The 17,752-nt window shown below is 64.5% G+C and carries 13 protein-coding genes and 1 pseudogene (1 of these 14 cut by a window edge); all 14 read left to right on the top strand.

Going from position 1 to position 17,752, the window contains the following annotated elements; all coding sequences use genetic code 11:
- The first annotated feature begins 9 nt into the window (after positions 1 to 9).
- A complete protein-coding gene (locus tag H6678_00260) occupies positions 10 to 612 on the top strand; it encodes a hypothetical protein (protein ID MCB9472223.1) in 603 nt (200 codons plus the stop codon).
- Positions 609 to 1,178 (top strand): hypothetical protein, encoded by a 570-nt coding sequence (locus H6678_00255; protein MCB9472222.1) that lies wholly within the window; start codon positions 609 to 611, stop codon positions 1,176 to 1,178. Before H6678_00260 ends, H6678_00255 begins: the two co-directional genes overlap by 4 nt.
- On the top strand, positions 1,175 to 2,089 hold the full coding sequence (locus H6678_00250; protein MCB9472221.1) for a 4Fe-4S binding protein: 915 nt from the start codon (positions 1,175 to 1,177) through the stop codon (positions 2,087 to 2,089). The genes H6678_00255 and H6678_00250 overlap by 4 nt, the downstream gene beginning before the upstream one ends.
- A gap of 33 nt (positions 2,090 to 2,122) precedes the next feature.
- Positions 2,123 to 3,013, top strand: coding sequence for a coproporphyrinogen III oxidase family protein (locus H6678_00245; protein MCB9472220.1), 891 nt, complete (start codon positions 2,123 to 2,125; stop codon positions 3,011 to 3,013).
- A gap of 413 nt (positions 3,014 to 3,426) precedes the next feature.
- A pseudogene (gene uvrA / locus H6678_00240) lies at positions 3,427 to 6,489 on the top strand (excinuclease ABC subunit UvrA).
- 868 nt (positions 6,490 to 7,357) lie between these two features.
- Complete coding sequence (locus H6678_00235; GenBank protein ID MCB9472219.1) at positions 7,358 to 9,301, top strand: GAF domain-containing protein; 1,944 nt, start codon at positions 7,358 to 7,360, stop codon at positions 9,299 to 9,301.
- A 34-nt stretch (positions 9,302 to 9,335) separates the two neighbouring features.
- Positions 9,336 to 11,654 carry an NADP-dependent malic enzyme gene (locus H6678_00230; protein ID MCB9472218.1) on the top strand — a complete coding sequence of 773 codons (2,319 nt, stop codon included), beginning with the start codon at positions 9,336 to 9,338 and terminating at the stop codon, positions 11,652 to 11,654.
- Between the two features lie 215 nt (positions 11,655 to 11,869).
- Entirely contained in the window at positions 11,870 to 12,511 is a 642-nt protein-coding gene (locus H6678_00225; GenBank protein MCB9472217.1) for an MBL fold metallo-hydrolase, read from the top strand.
- Complete coding sequence (locus H6678_00220) at positions 12,508 to 12,900, top strand: VOC family protein (GenBank protein MCB9472216.1); 393 nt, start codon at positions 12,508 to 12,510, stop codon at positions 12,898 to 12,900. Before H6678_00225 ends, H6678_00220 begins: the two co-directional genes overlap by 4 nt.
- 402 nt (positions 12,901 to 13,302) lie before the next feature.
- The gene (rho, locus tag H6678_00215) at positions 13,303 to 14,553 is read left to right on the top strand and encodes a transcription termination factor Rho (protein ID MCB9472215.1); all 1,251 of its coding nucleotides are present in this window, start codon (positions 13,303 to 13,305) and stop codon (positions 14,551 to 14,553) included.
- A 79-nt stretch (positions 14,554 to 14,632) separates the two neighbouring features.
- Complete coding sequence (rpmE, locus tag H6678_00210) at positions 14,633 to 14,836, top strand: 50S ribosomal protein L31 (protein ID MCB9472214.1); 204 nt, start codon at positions 14,633 to 14,635, stop codon at positions 14,834 to 14,836.
- Positions 14,837 to 15,017: 181 nt separating this feature from the next.
- Positions 15,018 to 16,097, top strand: coding sequence for a peptide chain release factor 1 (gene prfA / locus H6678_00205; protein MCB9472213.1), 1,080 nt, complete (start codon positions 15,018 to 15,020; stop codon positions 16,095 to 16,097).
- Entirely contained in the window at positions 16,090 to 16,974 is an 885-nt protein-coding gene (gene prmC / locus H6678_00200) for a peptide chain release factor N(5)-glutamine methyltransferase (GenBank protein MCB9472212.1), read from the top strand. Before prfA ends, prmC begins: the two co-directional genes overlap by 8 nt.
- Positions 16,971 to 17,752: the 5' end (the start) of a ribonuclease R gene (gene rnr / locus H6678_00195; protein ID MCB9472211.1), read on the top strand. Its footprint extends 1,468 nt past the window's final position; only the first 782 of its 2,250 coding nucleotides appear in the window; its start codon is at positions 16,971 to 16,973; the stop codon falls past the right edge of the window. The genes prmC and rnr overlap by 4 nt, the downstream gene beginning before the upstream one ends.

Below are 17,752 nucleotides of genomic sequence, written 5' to 3'. Positions count from 1 at the left end.
CGCATTGCAATGGGAACCGGGCCAGAATCCACTGACCCGGAGCGCCCCTTTGCCGCCCGCACGATCACGCCCTTCGAAGCGGCCCTGTATACGGCCTGCCTGGGGCCCGCGATCTGCCTGGGGGCCGATGGTGTGATCTGGTTGCTGCTGCTGGTGCTGCTGCCGCTCAATTGCCTGGTGCTGGCGGCGCCCGCCTGGCCCTATCGCTTCTCACAGGCGCGAGGCACCTGGCTCAGCCTGCTGCTGCTGGCCGGTGTGCCCTTTCAGGCAGCCGGCGTGGCCTGGTTGCTGAGGGTGACAGGCATCCGTGCCGGACTTCCGGTACTGGAACTCAGTCTGCTGCTGGCCGTGCACACGGGCGCATTCCTCTACCTGCAGCAGGTCTGCACTCTGCGTGACGAGGAGCGTCGCAGCTGGAGCGTGCGCGCCACTTTCCTGCTGCCTGTGCCTCTGATCGGACTCTGGGCTCTGGGCGCGCTCGAGCGTCTGCCGGGAGCTCTGCCGCCCGGGCTGGCCGGCCTGCCCCGCACGGTGGGATTGCTGGTGCTGCTGGGTGTGATCCAGCTCTGGCTGCGCCGGCGGGCTCGCCGGGTGGCCCGGGAGGTGGAATGAGCACCCTCTTTGACACGGGCACCCCGCTGGTCGTGCTCTTTGGTCTGCTGGCGGCACCGCTGCTGGTGCGCCAGCATCACTTCAGCGCCTTCCAGCGCAGCTGGGCGATCCTGCCCGCCTGTGCCCTGGCCATGTTGCCGGCCGTGTTCTTTCCTCTGGAGCACACGGGCGACCTGCTGCTGGCCCTGAGGCTGTCCTGTGCCCTGCTGGCGACCCTGCCCGGGCTGCTGCTGCTCAAGCTGCTGCTGGGCGGTGCCGACCGGGAACAACTGGAACTGTTCGTGGCGCTGCCGGGCTTGCTCTGGCTGCCCCTGCTGGCACGCCCGCTGCTGGCTCCCGTGATCGATCTGCCGGCCGGGCCACTGGGACGAGCCATCGCCCTGGGTCTCATGCTGCTGCTCGTGCTGGCTCTGGTGTTCGTGCTCACCGGAGCACAGGAACGCTTCAGACTCAACCGCGCCCCGGGATCCATCGAAGGCCTGCCCTTTCGCCTGGGCAGTCTGTTGTTGCTGCTGGTCCTGCTGATGACCCTGAATCATCTGCGCAGCGGAGGAGGACTGGGATGAGCCTGGAACTGCTGCTGTTGCTCTGTCTGGCGGGAGTCACCCTGCTGCTGTCGCGTTTCCTGCGTCACACGGGCCATGTGGAGCTCTCGGGCCGTCAGCCTCTGGCGCATCCCGAATGGCGCATTCGCGGCCGGGTGGCCTGGAGCGGAGAGCGCGACGAGACACACGGCTATGGCAGTGAGCTGAGTGCGGTGGTCAACTGCCGTTCGCGCGAGGACCAGAACCTGCGGACCTTTGAATCGGTGCGCCGCGAGAGTTGTCTGGACCTGCAGCTGCAGTACGGGGGCGAGCGCGACTGCAACTGGGCCTGTCTGGGAGCCGGCGATTGCGTGGACGCCTGTCCGGAGAACGCGATCCGGGTCGTGAACGGGCTGCCCGTGATCCAGGCCAGCCGCTGCACGGGCTGCGGCGACTGCCTGCCCGCCTGCCCGCGCCAGATCCTCTCGCTGATTCCCGCGGACGCCCAGGTGGCCGTGACCTGCGCCAGCGATGAACCGGTCGAGCGCCGCCGGGAACACTGCCACAGTGGCTGTGCCTCCAGCGGCCGCTGCGTCGAGAACGCCTTCGTCGAGCCGGGCCTGCTGCTCGTGGATGGCCAGCGGCGCGTGCTGGATTACAGCCGCAGCGCCAATCTGGTGCCCCTGGTGGGGCTCTGTCCCAGCAGCGTCTTCAGCGACCGGATCGCCCACCGCCCCTGGTTCACGGTCAACGAAGCCTGCACCGGCTGTGGCGACTGCCTGCCGGCCTGCCCGGTGACCGACTGCATCCGGGCCGAAGGAGCCGCGGGCGCACACGGAGCCCGGGCCAGGATTCACGCCGAGCTTTGCGTGGGCTGCGGCCTCTGCGTGCCGGTCTGCCCGGTGGGCGCGATCCGCGTGGTGGGGGCCGTGGGATTTGGACTGAGCGACTGACACACACGCATGCTGCAGCGCCGGGAGACGATCATGCCGCCGAGCGACTCCTTCGGAGTCTACATCCATGTGCCCTGGTGCAGTCGGCGCTGCGGTTACTGCGATTTCTACGCCGGGGTCACCCGCGATCCCGAGGTGTTGCGCCTGGGTGGAGAGCGACTGCGCGCGGATCTGGCGCGTCAGCTTGCCAGCCCGGCATGGAGTGAGGGGGCGATCCACAGTGTGTACCTGGGCGGGGGAACCCCCAGCCTGCTGCCGCCGGAGTTCTTTCGCCAGCTGCTGGGACCTGGTCCGCTGACCGAGCGCCTGCTGCCCGGGGCCGAGATCACGGTGGAGCTGAATCCCGAGCACATCACGGACAAGCTGGCCGGAAGCCTGGTGGCCGCCGGTATCACGCGCGCCAGTCTGGGCGCCCAGAGCGCCGACCCGGGCGCCCTGGCTTTTCTGGACCGGGAACACGACCTGGGCGATCTGCAGCGCGGACTGCAGCGGTTGCGGGCGGCCGGACTGACGAACCTGAGTCTGGACCTGATCTACCAACTGCCGGGTCAGACCGCGACCGCCCTGCGGCGCGAGATCGCGGCGCTGCGGGCGCTGGATCCGCCGCACATCAGCGCCTACGGACTGGGCTACGAGGCGGGCACCCGACTGGATCTGCGTCGCCGTCAGGGACGGGTCACACCTCTGGACGGCGATCACAGCGCGCGCCTCTTCCGTCTGTTGTCAAAGGAGTTGCGCACGGCCGGTTACCAGCACTACGAAGTGTCGAGCTTCTGCCGCGCGGGGCAGGAAAGTCGTCACAACCGGGGCTACTGGGAGCTGCGCGACTGTCTGGCCGTGGGCCCCGGGGGCGAGCGCCTGGCTGAATCCGCAACGGGCGACGATTCTCACGGGGCAGGCCGAGCCCCTGGGGGCTGCGTCTGAACCGGCTGCCCAACCTGCGACTCTTCAATGATGCGGTGGACGCGGGCCAGCCCACCCCGCCGAAGCGGATCGTCCGGATCGTGACGCGGCACTGCTGGAGGCGGTCTACCTGGGGCTGCGCTGGCGCCAGGGGCTGGAACGCCGGGTTCTGGTTGGCCGCTTTGGCGCGCTGACCGCGGACGGCATCTGGGCCCGGGCCCGCCTGCACCGGAGACGCTTCCAGCACTGCAACGGGGAGCGTCTGGTACTGCGACCGGAGAACTGGGTGCTGCTGGACGAACTGGTGCTGAGCCTGCTGGGCTGAGCCCAATGTCCCACCCGTGCGCGACCTTGCGGCCTTTGGGGCCCGAACGCCGAGCAGAGGCCCCTGACTTCCCTCCGCGGAAGGCCACTCAAGACGAACAGGAAGACTCATGGAACCCAGTCATATTCACATCCGCGGCGCGCGGGAACACAATCTCAAGGACCTGGACCTGCGTATCCCGCGCAACAGGCTGGTGGTGATCACGGGCCCCGGCAGCGGCAAGTCCAGTCTGGCCTTCGACACGCTCTACGCCGAAGGCCAGCGGCGCTATGTGGAAAGTCTCTCGGCCTATGCGCGCCAGTTCCTGGGCCTGATGGAGAAGCCCGATGTGGATTCCATCGAAGGTCTCAGCCCGGCGATTTCCATCGAGCAGAAGACGCGCCACAACAATCCGCGTTCCACGGTGGGCACGGTCACCGAGATCTACGATTACCTGCGCCTGCTCTACGGCAACATCGGCCGCCCCCACTGTACTGAGTGTGGACGCCCCATCGAGAAGTCCAGCCCCGAGGAGATCGTCAGCCAGATCCTGAACGAGCCCGCGGGCAGCAAGCTGCAGGTGCTGGCACCCATGGTGCGCGGGCGCAAGGGCGAGTTCAAGGACCTCTTCGCCCACATCCGCAAGGCCGGATTCGTGCGCCTGCGAGTGGACGGCGAGATGAAGGAGCTGGACGAGGTCGCCGAAGGTCTGCGCAAGACCTACAAGCACGACATCGATGTGGTGGTGGACCGTCTGATCCTCAAGCCGGAGATTCGTGGTCGGCTCTTCGAGTCGGTGGAAACCGCGCTGGGACTGGCCGCCGGGCTTTGCCGGGTGATCCTGGACAGCCCCGGGGCCGAGACACGCGAACTGCTCTTCAGCCAGCATTTCGCCTGCCCCGAACACGGAGTGGGCATCGAGGAGCTGGCCCCGCGCGTGTTCAGTTTCAACAGCCCTTTCGGGGCCTGCCCGGACTGCACGGGACTGGGGCACAACCGTGTGATCGATCCGGAACTGGTGGTGGTGGCCCCCGAGCTGAGCCTGGAGAGCGGCGCGATCGGCACCATGGGCGACGGCACCAACCACGGCGAGACCTGGCCCCTGCGCGCCATCGAGACCGTGGGCCGCAAGGTGGGCTTCAAGCTGAACACACCCTGGAAGAAGCTCAAGCCGGCCCATCAGCAGGTGATCCTCTACGGCAGCAAGGACGAACTCAAGTTCAGCGGCAGCCATTCGGGCGGCAAGGGCAATTGGGAATACTTCAGTCGCTGGGAAGGCATCATTCCCAACCTGGAACGCCGCTACCGTCAGACCCAGAGTCCGGGCATCCGCGAATGGATCGAACGCTTCATGAGTTCGCGCCCCTGTGCCACCTGTGGCGGGAGACGGCTCAAGCCCAGCGCGCTGGCCGTGACCGTGGGCGGACGCAACATCATCGAACTGTGTGAGCTGTCCATCCGTGACGCGGAACAGTTCTTCCAGAACCTGGAACTGACCGGCAATGACCTGACCATCGCCGCACCCATTCTGAAGGAAGTGCAGGGGCGGCTGGGCTTTCTGGTGAATGTGGGCCTGGACTACCTGAGCATGGGCCGCAACGCGGGCACGCTCTCCGGCGGCGAGGCCCAGCGCATCCGGCTGGCGACCCAGATCGGCAGCCAGCTGATGGGAGTGATGTACGTGCTGGACGAGCCCTCCATCGGCCTGCACCAGCGCGACAACGAGAAGCTGATCGAAACCCTCGAGCACCTGCGCGACCTGGGCAACACGGTGATCGTGGTGGAACACGATCGCGACACCATCCTGCGTGCCGACCAGGTGATCGACCTGGGCCCCGGCGCGGGCATCCACGGCGGCGAACTGGTGTTCCAGGGCACGCCCAAGCAGTTGATGAAAGCCCGCAGCAGTGTCACGGGCGACTACCTGCGCGACGAGAATCTGATTGCCGTGCCCGCCATACGCCGCCCGGGCAACGGCCAGAAGCTGGTGGTGGAAGGGCTGAAGGGCAACAATCTCAAGGACATCAGGCTGGAGATCCTCTGGCACCTTCACCTGTGTCACGGGCGTCTCCGGCAGCGGCAAGAGCACGGCCATCAACGCCACGCTCAACATGCTGCTGGCCCGCGAACTGAACGGCGCCCGCGTGCTGCCCGCCCCTCACGGCCGTGTGCGCGGGCTGGAACACCTGGACAAGGTGATCACCATTGACCAGAGCCCCATCGGGCGCACCCCGCGCAGCAACCCGGCAACCTACACGGGCGTGTTCACCATGATCCGCGACCTCTTCGCCGCCCTGCCCGGAGCAAGGTGCGTGGTTACGCCCCGGGCCGTTTCAGCTTCAATGTCAAGGGCGGACGCTGCGAGGCCTGCAGCGGCGACGGCATCATCAAGATCGAGATGCACTTCCTGGCCGATGTCTACGTGCCCTGCGAACTCTGCAAGGGCCGGCGCTACAACAGCGAAACCCTGGAAGTGCACTACAAGGGCCGCAGCATCGCCGAAGCCCTGGAAATGACGGTGGAGGAGGCCTGCGAGTTCTTCGGTCCCATTCCGCGCATTCACCGCAAGCTCAACACGCTGATGGAAGTGGGGTTGAGCTACATCCATCTGGGGCAGCAGGCAACGACTCTTTCCGGTGGCGAAGCCCAGCGAGTCAAACTCTCGACCGAACTCAGCAAGCGGCCCACGGGGCGCACGATCTACATTCTGGACGAGCCGACCACGGGCCTGCATTTCGCGGACATCCAGCTGCTGCTGAAGGTGCTCAATGCGCTGGTGGAGGCGGGCAACACTGTCGTTGTGATCGAGCACAATCTCGATGTGATCAAGACGGCGGACTGGATCATCGATCTGGGGCCCGAGGGCGGCGAACGCGGCGGGACGATCATCGCCCAGGGTACTCCCGAGACGGTGGCCGCCACCAAGGGCAGTGAGACCGGCCGTTTCCTCAAGGAGATCTTCCGTAACCTTCCTCGGCCCGGGACGGCCTCCCGTGATGCATCATTTTCCACCTTTCTTTGGACGGGTCCAAAGCAAGGTGGAGCCAAAGAAAGACCCTCTTCGCAGGCCTCGCGCCGCGCAAACTTGGCCCGCTGCGCGGTCCGGCGAGCAAGCGCGGCGGCCCACGTGAATGCCCGACCGTTCCGTCTCGATGGTTCCGCCACCGGCGTCACCGCTGTGGAAGGGGATTGATCAGAGGCGTGTGGCATCGGTCCCAATCCGTCTTCCATGCGAAGCAGGTCACCCAGAGTGGCGCCCCCCAAGCATGTCATTCCCGCGCAAGCGGGAATCCCGAACGGTTACACCGGCCACCCCATGCCCCCATCCCATCCCGCCTGTCGGCGGGCCTTCCCCCGCTGCGCGAGGGAAGGGATCATGGCGTCGCCTCGGCACACAGGCGCTGCCTGCCAAGCCCCGAATGGGGCATCACACATCATAGCCCGTGGGGAATCCACGGGCGGATGCGTGGGTGCGCCGCCACATCACCCACCGCGAGACGTCGTAGCCCGATGCAGCCCCACACACGTGATCTTGTTATCTGACTATCCGGCGAAATCCGGGGAATGTGAGGTGGAAAACGATGCGTCACGGGAGGTCGATCACGGGGCCGAGGAGCATCACGGTACCCCTGACAGTCACAGGCTGACGGCGAAAGGACAAGACCGGTGGAGGGTTCTAGAAGTCCGGTGAGAGCGGCGACCACTATCCCCGGATTGCGCCGAACACATGTTGTTCAGGAACGAGAATGTGGCTTCATCCGGGCTACGGCGAGAGAGTTTCATATGTGGTGTCTCCACTCAGTGTCGCGATGCCGGCCGCCCAGCTTCATGGGGAGTGACGGACCTCGTGGGGGAACGAGGATTGTTCGGCCAAAGCAAAAGTCCAATCCTGACGATATGAAGCCCAGAGGCCAGCGGACAAGGCGCAGCTGGCAAGCCAGGCCAGGGGGGCAAGAACTGGGGGGAAGGATTCCCCCGTGGCTATTTTTGGCGCGCAGACCTACATTGCCCGCCTGTTTCCACAGCTTGTTCGCCATGGGCCACCAGCGAAAGCACTCCGGTTGAAAACCTGTCTCGACATCCTTTGCCCCTTTCCCGCGGAAACTCTGGCCGGTCGACTTGCTCCCTGGGAGTGCGAACTCCGCCGTTTCGAGGACCCGCTGGACCTGCTTCCCGTACCCGAAGCCCCCACCGTGCTGCTTTGCGACAAGCGCCTGCTGGCCAATGCTGAAGTGGCCCGCGGGGTGCTCGCACGCTTCAATCCGCTGCATCTCAAGGTGGTCTACCTGGGCAATTACGAGGACTGGGGCACTGCGGGCCTGATGGATTTCGTGGTGAATGCCGCCCTGCGCGAGGATGCCCAGGCCGGCGAAGTCTTCATTGCCGTGCGCAGTGCTCTCAACAGTCTGGAACGTGGACGCACCCTCTCGCTGCTGGAGAGCAAGCTTTACCAGTTCAACGACGACTTCGAGAAGATCAACGCCATCGGCAAGGCCCTGACGGCCGAGCGTGACCTCAACAAGCTGCTGCGCCTGATGCTCGAGCAGAGCATGGCCCTCACCGACGCCGACGCGGGCTCGATCTATCTGGTGGAAGAGGCCGACGGCGCCAAGCAGCTGCGCTTCAAGATCACCGAGAACAAGAGCATCAGCGCCAACTACGGCGAATTCGTGATGCCCATGACCACCAAGAGCATCGCCGGATATGTGGCCTGCACGGGCATTCCGCTGCTCTTGAACGATGTGTATGCGCTCTCACCTGACCTGGAATACTCCTTCACCCGCACCTTCGACGAGAAGACCGGCTACCGCACCGGCAGCATGCTGGTGGTGCCCATGGTGGACCACAAGGACCGCATTCTGGGTGTGATCCAGCTGATCAACCGCAAGTCCATCGGCGACGCGTTGATAGGTGGACCGGCTGACTTCGAGCGCCTGGTGATTCCCTTCATGGAGAATCACAAGGACTTCATCATGGCCATCGCGGGCGAGGCGGCCGTGGCCATCGAGAACAGCCATCTCTACGACAGCATCAATCGGCTGCTGGAGGGGCTGGTCGAGGCCAGTGTCACCGCGATCGAATCCCGCGACCCGACCACCAGCGGACACAGCTTCCGCGTGGCGGCAATGACGGTGCGTCTGGCCGAAACCGTGGACACGGCCAGCGAAGGCCCCTATGCAGGCCAGCGCTTCGAGAGCGAGCATCTGCGCGAGATCCGCTATGCCAGTCTGTTGCACGACTTCGGCAAGGTGGGCGTGCGCGAGGAAGTGCTGGTGAAGGCCCGCAAGCTCTACGATCGCCAGTTCATCTCGATCCAGACCCGCTTCCATTGGCTGCGTCGTGATACCGAAGCCCGTTTCGCCGAGCGCAAGCTGCAATTGATTCGCGAAGAAGGCGAGAAGGCCATCACGCGATTCGCCGAACTGGACCGCGAGCTGGCTCACACCCTCGAGAAACTGGATGGCTGGTACGAGATGGTCTGCAAGGCCAACGAGCCCAGCGTGCTGGCCGAGGATGCGCCCTCGACGCTGGAGGCGATCCACCATTACACCTATCTGGACCCCGATGGCAACACACGGCCGCTGCTGGACAGCGAAGAGCTTCAGGTCCTGAAGATTCCGCGGGGCACCCTGACCGTCGAGGATCGCAAGGACATCGAAAGCCACGTGCTGCACACCTGGGAGTTCCTGCGCCGCATTCCCTGGACCCAGGAGCTGGCCCGGGTGCCCGAGATCGCCGCCGCCCACCACGAGTATCTCAACGGCAGAGGCTACCCGCGTGGTCTGGCCGCCGCCGACATTCCCGTGGGCAGCCGGATGATGACCATCTCCGACATCTACGACGCGCTCACCGCCAACGACCGCCCCTACAAGCGTGCCGTGCCTCATCAGAAAGCCCTGGACATCCTGGGCTTCGAGATCAAGGATGGCAAGGTGGATGCGGACCTCTTTGACATTTTCGTCTCACGCAAAGTCTGGACGGTGCTGGAAGCCCATTCCGCCTGAACCTCCCCGTCCGGCCCCCATTCCGGAGTCCCCCATGAGCATCACGCGCGAGGAAGCCCTCGAGTATCACTCGCGGCCACGGGTCGGCAAATTGTCTACCGTGCCCCACAAGCCCTGTGCCACCCAGTATGATCTGTCGCTGGCCTATTCCCCGGGTGTCGCCGAGCCCTGCCGCGAGATCTTCAAGGATCCCGACGCGGTGTACACCTACACCAACAAGAGCAATCTGGTGGCCGTGGTCTCCAACGGCACGGCCGTGCTGGGCCTGGGCGATCTGGGCGCGCTGGCCTCCAAGCCGGTCATGGAAGGCAAGGCCGTGCTCTTCAAGCGCTTCGCCGACGTGGATGTCTACGACATCGAGCTGGACAGCACCGACACCGAGGAGATCATCCGTGCGGTGAAGATGATCGCGCCTTCCTTCGGCGGAATCAATCTGGAAGACATCAAGGCGCCCGAGTGTTTCGAGATCGAAACCCGGCTGCGGGCCATGCTCGACATTCCCGTGTTCCACGACGACCAGCACGGCACCGCGATCATCTCGACGGCCGCGCTGCTGAACGCCCTGACCCTCACCGGCAAGACGATGTCCGAGATGAAGGTGGTGGTGAATGGCGCGGGCGCCGCGGGGGTGGCCTGTTCCAAGCTCTACCTGGAAGTGGGAATCCTGCCAGAAAACCTGATCATGTGCGACAGCAAGGGCGTGATCCACAGTGGCCGCGAGAAGCTTCCCCCGCACAAGGCCGAATTCGCGCGCGACACTCCCTGCCGCACTCTTGAAGAGGCGATCGTGGGGGCCGACATGTTCCTCGGCCTGTCGGTCAAGGGGGCGGTGACTCCCGAGATGCTGCGCAGCATGAACCGCGACCCGATCGTGTTCGCACTGGCCAATCCCGACCCCGAGATCAGCTATCCCGAAGCCGTGGCCAGCCGCGACGATGTGATCATGGCCACGGGACGCAGCGACTATCCCAACCAGGTCAACAATGTGCTCGGCTTTCCCTTCATCTTCCGCGGGGCGCTGGATGTGCGGGCGCGCGAGATCAACGAAGCGATGAAGGTCGCCGCGGCGCGCGCGATCGCCAATCTGGCTCGCGAGGATGTGCCCGAATCCGTGCTGAAGGCCTATGGCGACGAAGCACTCTCCTTCGGGCGTACCTACATCATTCCCAAGCCCTTTGACCCGCGCGTGATGCTGACCGTGGCCTCGGCCGTGGCACGCGCCGCGATCGAGAGCGGCGTGTCCCGGATTCAGGTCGACGATGTGGACGCCTGGGAAGCCCAGTATGTGCTCGAGCTTGAGCGCAGGCTGGGGCATCACATGGAACTGCTGCGCATGGTGCACCAGCGCGCCAGTGTCCAGCCCGCCAAGCTGGTCTACGCCGAAGGCGAGAACCTGCGCGTGCTGCGCGCGGTGAAGACCGTGATCGCCCAGGGCCTGGCCATTCCGATGCTGATCGGCGACCCGGAACTCATTCGCGAACGTGCCGCCAGCATCGATCTGGACCTGAGTGGCATCGAGCTGGTGGACCCGCATCGCAATCGCTGGAACAAGGAACTGCAGGGCACGTTGCACGAGCTGCGCAATCGCAAGGGCATGACCCTGGAAAACGCGCTCTCCGAACTGAATCACAACGAGGTGCTGCTGGGCAGCATGCTGGTGCGCTCGGGGGTGGCCGATGGCCTGGTCTGTGGCGCCGACAAGCATTACCCGAAAAGCCTCAAACCCGTGATGGAGCTGCTGTACGAGCCGGGTAGCGCCACGGAACCTCCGCTGGCGGCGGGCATCTACCTGCTGATCTTCAAGGACCGTGTGCTGTTCCTGGCGGACTGCACGGTCAACGCCGATCCCAGTGCGGCCGAACTGGCGGCCATCGCGCGGGGCACGGCGCGCATCGCCCGGTTGTTCAACATCGAACCCCGGGTGGCGCTGCTGGGCTTCTCGAACTTCGGCAGCGTGCGCCACAACCGGGCGGTGGAGAAGGCGCGCGAGGCCGTGCGCCTGCTGCACGAACAGGGCACCGATTTTCCCGTGGATGGCGAAATGCAGGCCGACACGGCCCTGGACCGTGAGGTGCTGAACGGCACCTTCGCCTTCAACCGGCTGAATGACGAGGCCAATGTGCTGGTGATGCCCGACCTGTCGTCGGCCAACATTGCCTACAAGCTGCTGCTGAAACTGACCGACGCGGTGGCCGTGGGACCGATCCTGCTCAACAACCAGCATCCAGTGACCATCGTGCAGCGCAATGCCAGCGTGGAAGACATCGTGAACCTGACGGCGGTGACCGTGATCGATGCCCAGGAGCACAACCGCCGAAGGGCACAGTCCGACGATCTGCGCCTGCCGGTGTGAAGGCGACGGGCCGCCATGGTCGCGGGAGGGATTCAGACACACGCCTGGAAGCCGTTGGCAATTGAGTGAAATGCTCTATATTCGCCTTGCCGCTCCGGGGTTGAACCTCCTTCCGGTCGTGGCTGTGCCGCCCAGCTCCTCCTGCATCCACAGTGAACCGGAGTTCCCCATTGTCCATACCTGTCCCGGAGAGGGCATTCGCTCATGATGAGCTCGTGCTGCATTCCCTGAGTCTGGGTGCGTTCGAGACCAACTGCTGGCTGCTGGCCCTCAGGGCAAGCGGCAAGTGCGTCGTGGTGGACCCGGGTCTGGATCCGGAACCTCTGCTGGAGCTGATCGGCGAAGAAGGCCTGCAGCCGGAGATGATCCTGCTGACTCACGCCCATCTGGATCACATCGGAGGCTGTGGTGCGCTGGTGCAACGATTTGGTGTGCCGATTTTCCTGCATCCCGCGGAGCAGGATCTCTACGAGCACCTTGTTCCCATCGCGGCCATGTACGGGCTGAAGGTCGACCCAGCACCGCCCCTGTCCGGAGAGCTGGTTGAAGGACAATGGATTCCCTTCGGCAGTGCGGGATTGCGGGTGTTTGAAACTCCCGGCCATTCTCCCGGCGGGATCTGCCTGAGCTGGCGCGAAGGCGAGCGCCTGTCCGTCTTCTGTGGCGACCTGATCTTCCGTGGCAGTTTCGGACGCACGGATCTGCCCGGAGGCGATTCAGGGGTGTTGAAGCGATCGATCCTCGAGCGCCTTTTCACCCTTCCAGACGACACCATGCTTCTTCCCGGCCATGGCGAGCTGACCACCATCGGCGAGGAACGGGCAGACAACCCCATCAACGACTGGGACTTTCGATGAAAGCACCGAAGACCCTCGAAGGCTTCAAGCAGATGAGCATGCTCTGGTTCTATGTCAAGGACCTGCGTGAAAGCGTGCAGTTCTATCAGGAAAAGGTCCGGCTGAAACTGGTCTTTCTCGACGAGAAGGCCGGCTGGGCCGGTTTCGATACGGGGGCTCCCGGAGTGGATCTGGGCCTGACCGTCTGGAAACTGGGTGGCGAGGTCCCGCGCGGAGGCGGAGCCTGCCCGGTGCTCGAGGTGGATGACATCCTGCAGACCCGGGCCGCGCTCGAGTCACGCGGGGTGCGCTTCGAAGGCGAGATCGTCGGAGAAGTGGGCAGCCGCCGGCATTGCACGTTTCACGACCTGGATGGCAATCCCGTCCAGATCACCCAGGTCTGGGTCTGATCGTCTCCCGGGCCTGAGGGCCATCGATCAACCTGCATCCGGGTGACCGGGGCACACACATCAGACTGGCTGCTGTTCTCAGCGATCATCCACGGCAGGGCGCCGTGGTGCACATGGAATTCGGAGAGCGAGATGGACGAACAGAAACCCGGCGCCCCGGGAAATCCCAAGCGCCCCGCCCGCCGGTTGGTCGGCACTTCCCGCGCCGTTGCCGGCAAGGCTTCCGGTGAACGCCGCCCGCCCAGGCCCCAGCGTGCCGAGAGCAACGGCATGCCCGAAGGCATTCCCTTCGATATCCAGGACGAACTGGAGCAGGCCGCGCTGAATCTGGTGATTCCCGAGGGAGTGGGAGGCGGATCGGGCGAAGGCGCCCCGATGCCCCAGAGTCCCGCCGGTCCCGAGATGAACATCTCCGAACTTGAGAAGAAGCCGATCCGCGAGCTCTTCGAGCTGGCCAAGGGGCTGGAGATCGACAATCCTTCCGGCTTGTCGAAGTCGGACCTGATCTTCAAGATCCTCGAAGCCCAGGCCCAGCGCGAGGGCAACATCTTCGCCAAGGGCGTGCTCGAGATCCTGCCCGACGGATATGGGTTCCTGCGCAGCGATGCCTCCAACTACCTGCCCGGTCCCGAAGACATCTATGTGTCTCCTTCCCAGATCAAGCGCTTCGGGTTGCGCAAGGGCCATGTGGTCAGCGGCCAGATCCGCCCTCCCAAGGAGAACGAGCGCTTCTTCGCCCTGCTCAAGGTGCAGGCGGTGAATTACTGCGACCCGGACGAAGCCCGGGACAAGATGCTCTTCGACAACCTGACCCCGCTGTACCCCGAGCGCAAGATCAAGCTTGAGCGTGAGCCCAAGGAAATCAGCATGCGCATCCTGGATCTGTTCACGCCCATCGGCATGGGCCAGCGCGGGCTGATCGTGGCGCCGCCGCGTACGGGCAAGACGATCCTGCTGCAGAAGATCGCCAACTCGATCACGACCAATCATCCCGAGATCGCCCTGATCGTGCTGCTGATCGACGAGCGTCCCGAAGAAGTGACGGACATGCAGCGCAACATCGACGCCGAAGTGATCAGCTCCACCTTCGACGAAAAGCCCGACCGCCACATCCAGGTGGCCAGCATGGTCATCGAGAAGGCCAAGCGTCTGGTCGAATTCGGCACCGACGTGGTGATCCTGCTGGACTCGATCACGCGTCTGGCGCGCGCCTACAACGCCGTGGTGCCCCACTCCGGGCGCATCCTGTCCGGTGGTGTCGACGCCGTGGCGCTCTACGAACCCAAGAAATTCTTCGGCGCGGCGCGGAACATCGAAGGCGGGGGCAGCCTGACGATTCTGGCCACCGCGCTGATCGAGACCGGATCCCGCATGGACGAGGTGATCTTCGAGGAATTCAAGGGCACGGGCAACATGGAGCTGGTGCTGGATCGCAACCTGTCCAACAGCCGCATCTACCCGGCGATCGACATCAACAAGTCCGGTACGCGCAAGGAAGACCTGCTGCTGGACGAGAAGACCATGAACAAGATCTGGATCCTGCGCAACCTGCAGGCCGAGAAGAGTTCCACCGAAGTGATGAAGTTCCTGCTGGAAAAGATGCGCCTGACGCGCAACAACCTCGAGTTCTTCGAAATCATGATGAAGAACTGAACGAGGTCCCCTGAAGGCCATCTTGACACTGTGAAAGAGGAACCGTTTATTGGGCGGTTCGAAACATCAGGAGAGAACCATGCCGAAGGCAGCCATCCATCCGAAATACGACGTGGCCAAGATCCATTGCGCCTGTGGGAACAACTGGGAATCCAAGACCACCCAGGGCGACATGAATGTGGAGATGTGCGACCAGTGCCATCCCTTCTACACCGGCAAGCAGAAGCAGGTGTACACCACCGGCCGTGTCGACCGCTTCTTCAAGAAGTACAAGAAGGACTAGCTCCCTTTCCCGCGCGGTCTCGCCGGGGCAGGTGGTCCGCCCACTGGTCTGAACCATCCAAAGGGCCTTCGCTTCATGCGCAGGGCCCTTTTTGCTTGGCCGACATCACCGCTTCGACTCCGTACTCGAAGCAAAGCCCAATGCCCGCGCAATCCGTGCGTGGTGCGTGAAGGACACTCCCATGCTGGACAAGATCAAGCAGGTCGAGAGACGCTTCAACGAGCTGTCCGAGCTGCTCGGCTCCCCCGAGGTGCTGGCGGACCCGGTCAGGACCATGGAGCACAGTCGCGAACACAAGCGGCTGGGGCACATCGTCGAGGCGGGCAAGCGCTACCGGGAAGCATCGGGCTCGCTCGAAGAGGCGCGCCAGGTGCTGGAGAGCGAACGGGACCAGGACCTGCTGGACATGGCCGTGATGCAGAAGGAAGAAGCCGAAGAGGCACTGGAGACGGCGACACAGGAACTGAAGCTGCTGCTGCTGCCCCGTGATCCGGCCGACTCGCGCAATTGTCTGCTCGAAATCCGCGCCGGCGCCGGAGGCGATGAGGCCGCGCTTTTCGCCGGGGATCTTTGCCGGATGTACCAGCGTTACGCCGAGTTGATGCGCTGGAAACTGGAGGTGCTCACCACCAGCGAGGGCGTGATGGGTGGTTACAAGGAAATCACCATCGCGGTCAAGGGCGAGGAAGCCTTCGGCACCCTGAAGTACGAGGGCGGCGTGCATCGCGTTCAGCGCGTGCCGTCCACCGAAAGCCAGGGGCGTGTGCACACATCGGCGGCCAGCGTGGCCGTGCTGCCCGAGGCCGAAGAGGTTGACATGCACATCGATGCACGCGAGGTGCGCGTGGATGTCTACCGTTCCAGCGGACCCGGCGGCCAGAGCGTGAACACCACCGATTCGGCCGTGCGTCTCACGCATCTGCCCACAGGCATGATCGTGACCTGCCAGGACGAGAAGAGCCAGATCAAGAACAAGGAAAAGGCGATGAAGGTGCTGCGCAGTCGGCTGCTGGACCTCAAGCTCCGCGAGGAGAAGGAGAAGCAGGACAGCGTGCGGCGCAGCCAGGTGGGGTCCGGAGATCGCAGTGCCAAGATCCGCACCTACAATTTTCCCCAGAACCGGGTGACCGATCATCGCATCAATCTGACCCTGCATCGCCTCGACTCGGTCATGGAAGGTGGAATCCAGCCCCTGCTGGAAGCCCTGCGCCTGGCCGATGTGAGCGAGCGGATGGAGCAGGCCGGCCTGGAACATGAGTGATGTGAATCCGGTCCAGGATCCAAGCTGGACTCTTCTGTCAGTACTGCAGGCGGCCCAGCCCTGGCTCGAACGGCGGGGTGTGCCATCCCCGCGCCGTGATGCCGAGGAATTGCTGGCCCACTGCCTGTCCTGCAGCCGGCTGGACCTGTATCTGGATCACGACCGCCCGCTCAACCCCGAAGAGCGCGCCAGCTTTCGCGAGCTGCTCCGCCGTCGCGGAATGCGCGAGCCGCTCCAGTACCTGCTGGGCACCCAACCCTTTCGCATGCTCGACCTGAAGGTTGACTCCCGCGCACTGATTCCACGCACCGAGACCGAGGAAGTGGTGGAGTACCTGCTGCAGGCGGAACGCGCACTGGGACCACTCCCGGGAAGGCGCATGCTGGACATCGGTACCGGTTCGGGCAGCATTGCCCTCAGCCTGCTCAAGGAATTGCCCGGATCCCGGGTGACGGCCCTGGACCGGAGCGCCGACGCTCTTGCGCTGTGTCACGAGAACGCGCAGCGACTGGGACTGCTGGAAGGACTGGAACTGCTGAAGCTGGACATTCTTGAGGATGTTCCCGAAGGATCCTGGCAGGTGGTTGTAGCAAATCCGCCGTACGTCTCTTCCCTCGAGCGTGGGCGTCTGCAGCCCGAACTGTCCCATGAACCTGAGATGGCGCTGTATGCCGAAGACCCCGCCGGTCTTCAATTCTATCGGCGCATTGCCGAACTGCTCCCGCGACTGCTGGTTCCCGGGGGGCGCTGCTGTCTGGAAATCGGCCACGGGCAGGGAGCGGCGATTCTGGGGCTGTTCAAGGAAGTACTGGTGGAATCCATGATCATCAATGACCTGGCGGGGCGCGAGCGGATATTCTTCGGGAGGCGCTCATGAGCCGCCGTTTCACAGGGCCCGAGAAGAACCGGCGCCGGGGCGGACGTCTGGTGGGCAAGTCCCCGGGCAGGCCCGGCGGCACAGCGGCGCCCACCGCGGAAGATCCAGCCACCCGGGCACGTCGCCTGGCACGCGAGGCGATCTTCGACCTGTTGAAACAGTCACGGCGGGGCTTCAAGTCCCGCTCGCTCTACAATCTGGTGGGACGGCCCCTGCCCTATCCTGAGTTCCGCACCATGCTGGGCGAACTGCTGGATGCAGGCACCCTGCGCCGGGACGAGCTGCGGCGCTGGTGCTGGTCGCGTGGGCTGGCGCGCAACACGGGCACGCTCACGATTTCACCCTCAGGCTTCGGACATGTGCATCCAGATGACGGCAGCCCGCGGGTCTTCATTCCCCGCAATGGGTTGGGGCGTTACCTGCAGGACGACCGCGTGGAAATCGAGATTCATCCCTCGAGGCGCGGGCCGGGCCCCGAAGGGCGCATCGTCAAGCTGCTTGAACGGCGGATGACTCACGTCATCGGCACCTTGGTGCGGTACAGCCGCAACTGGTTGCTGATTCCCGAGAGTGCCCGATTCGGAGGCAACATCACCGTGACCGGCGAGGTTCCACCCGAAGCGGAAGACGGCAAGGTGGTGCGCGCCGAACTGCTGCCCGGAACCGACGGACGCTCCGGTGCCCTGATTGCGCGAATCACGCGCGTCCTGGGCGACCCGGGCACACCTCATGTGATGCAGGAGTCGGTCAAGGCCGGATTCAACCTGCGCACCTCCTT

The organism is Candidatus Delongbacteria bacterium (assembly GCA_020634015.1).
GTDB lineage: Bacteria > CAIWAD01 > CAIWAD01 > CAIWAD01 > CAIWAD01 > JACKCN01.
Note: the sequence above shows the minus strand (reverse complement) of the source record. Positions and strands in the feature narration are given on the sequence as shown.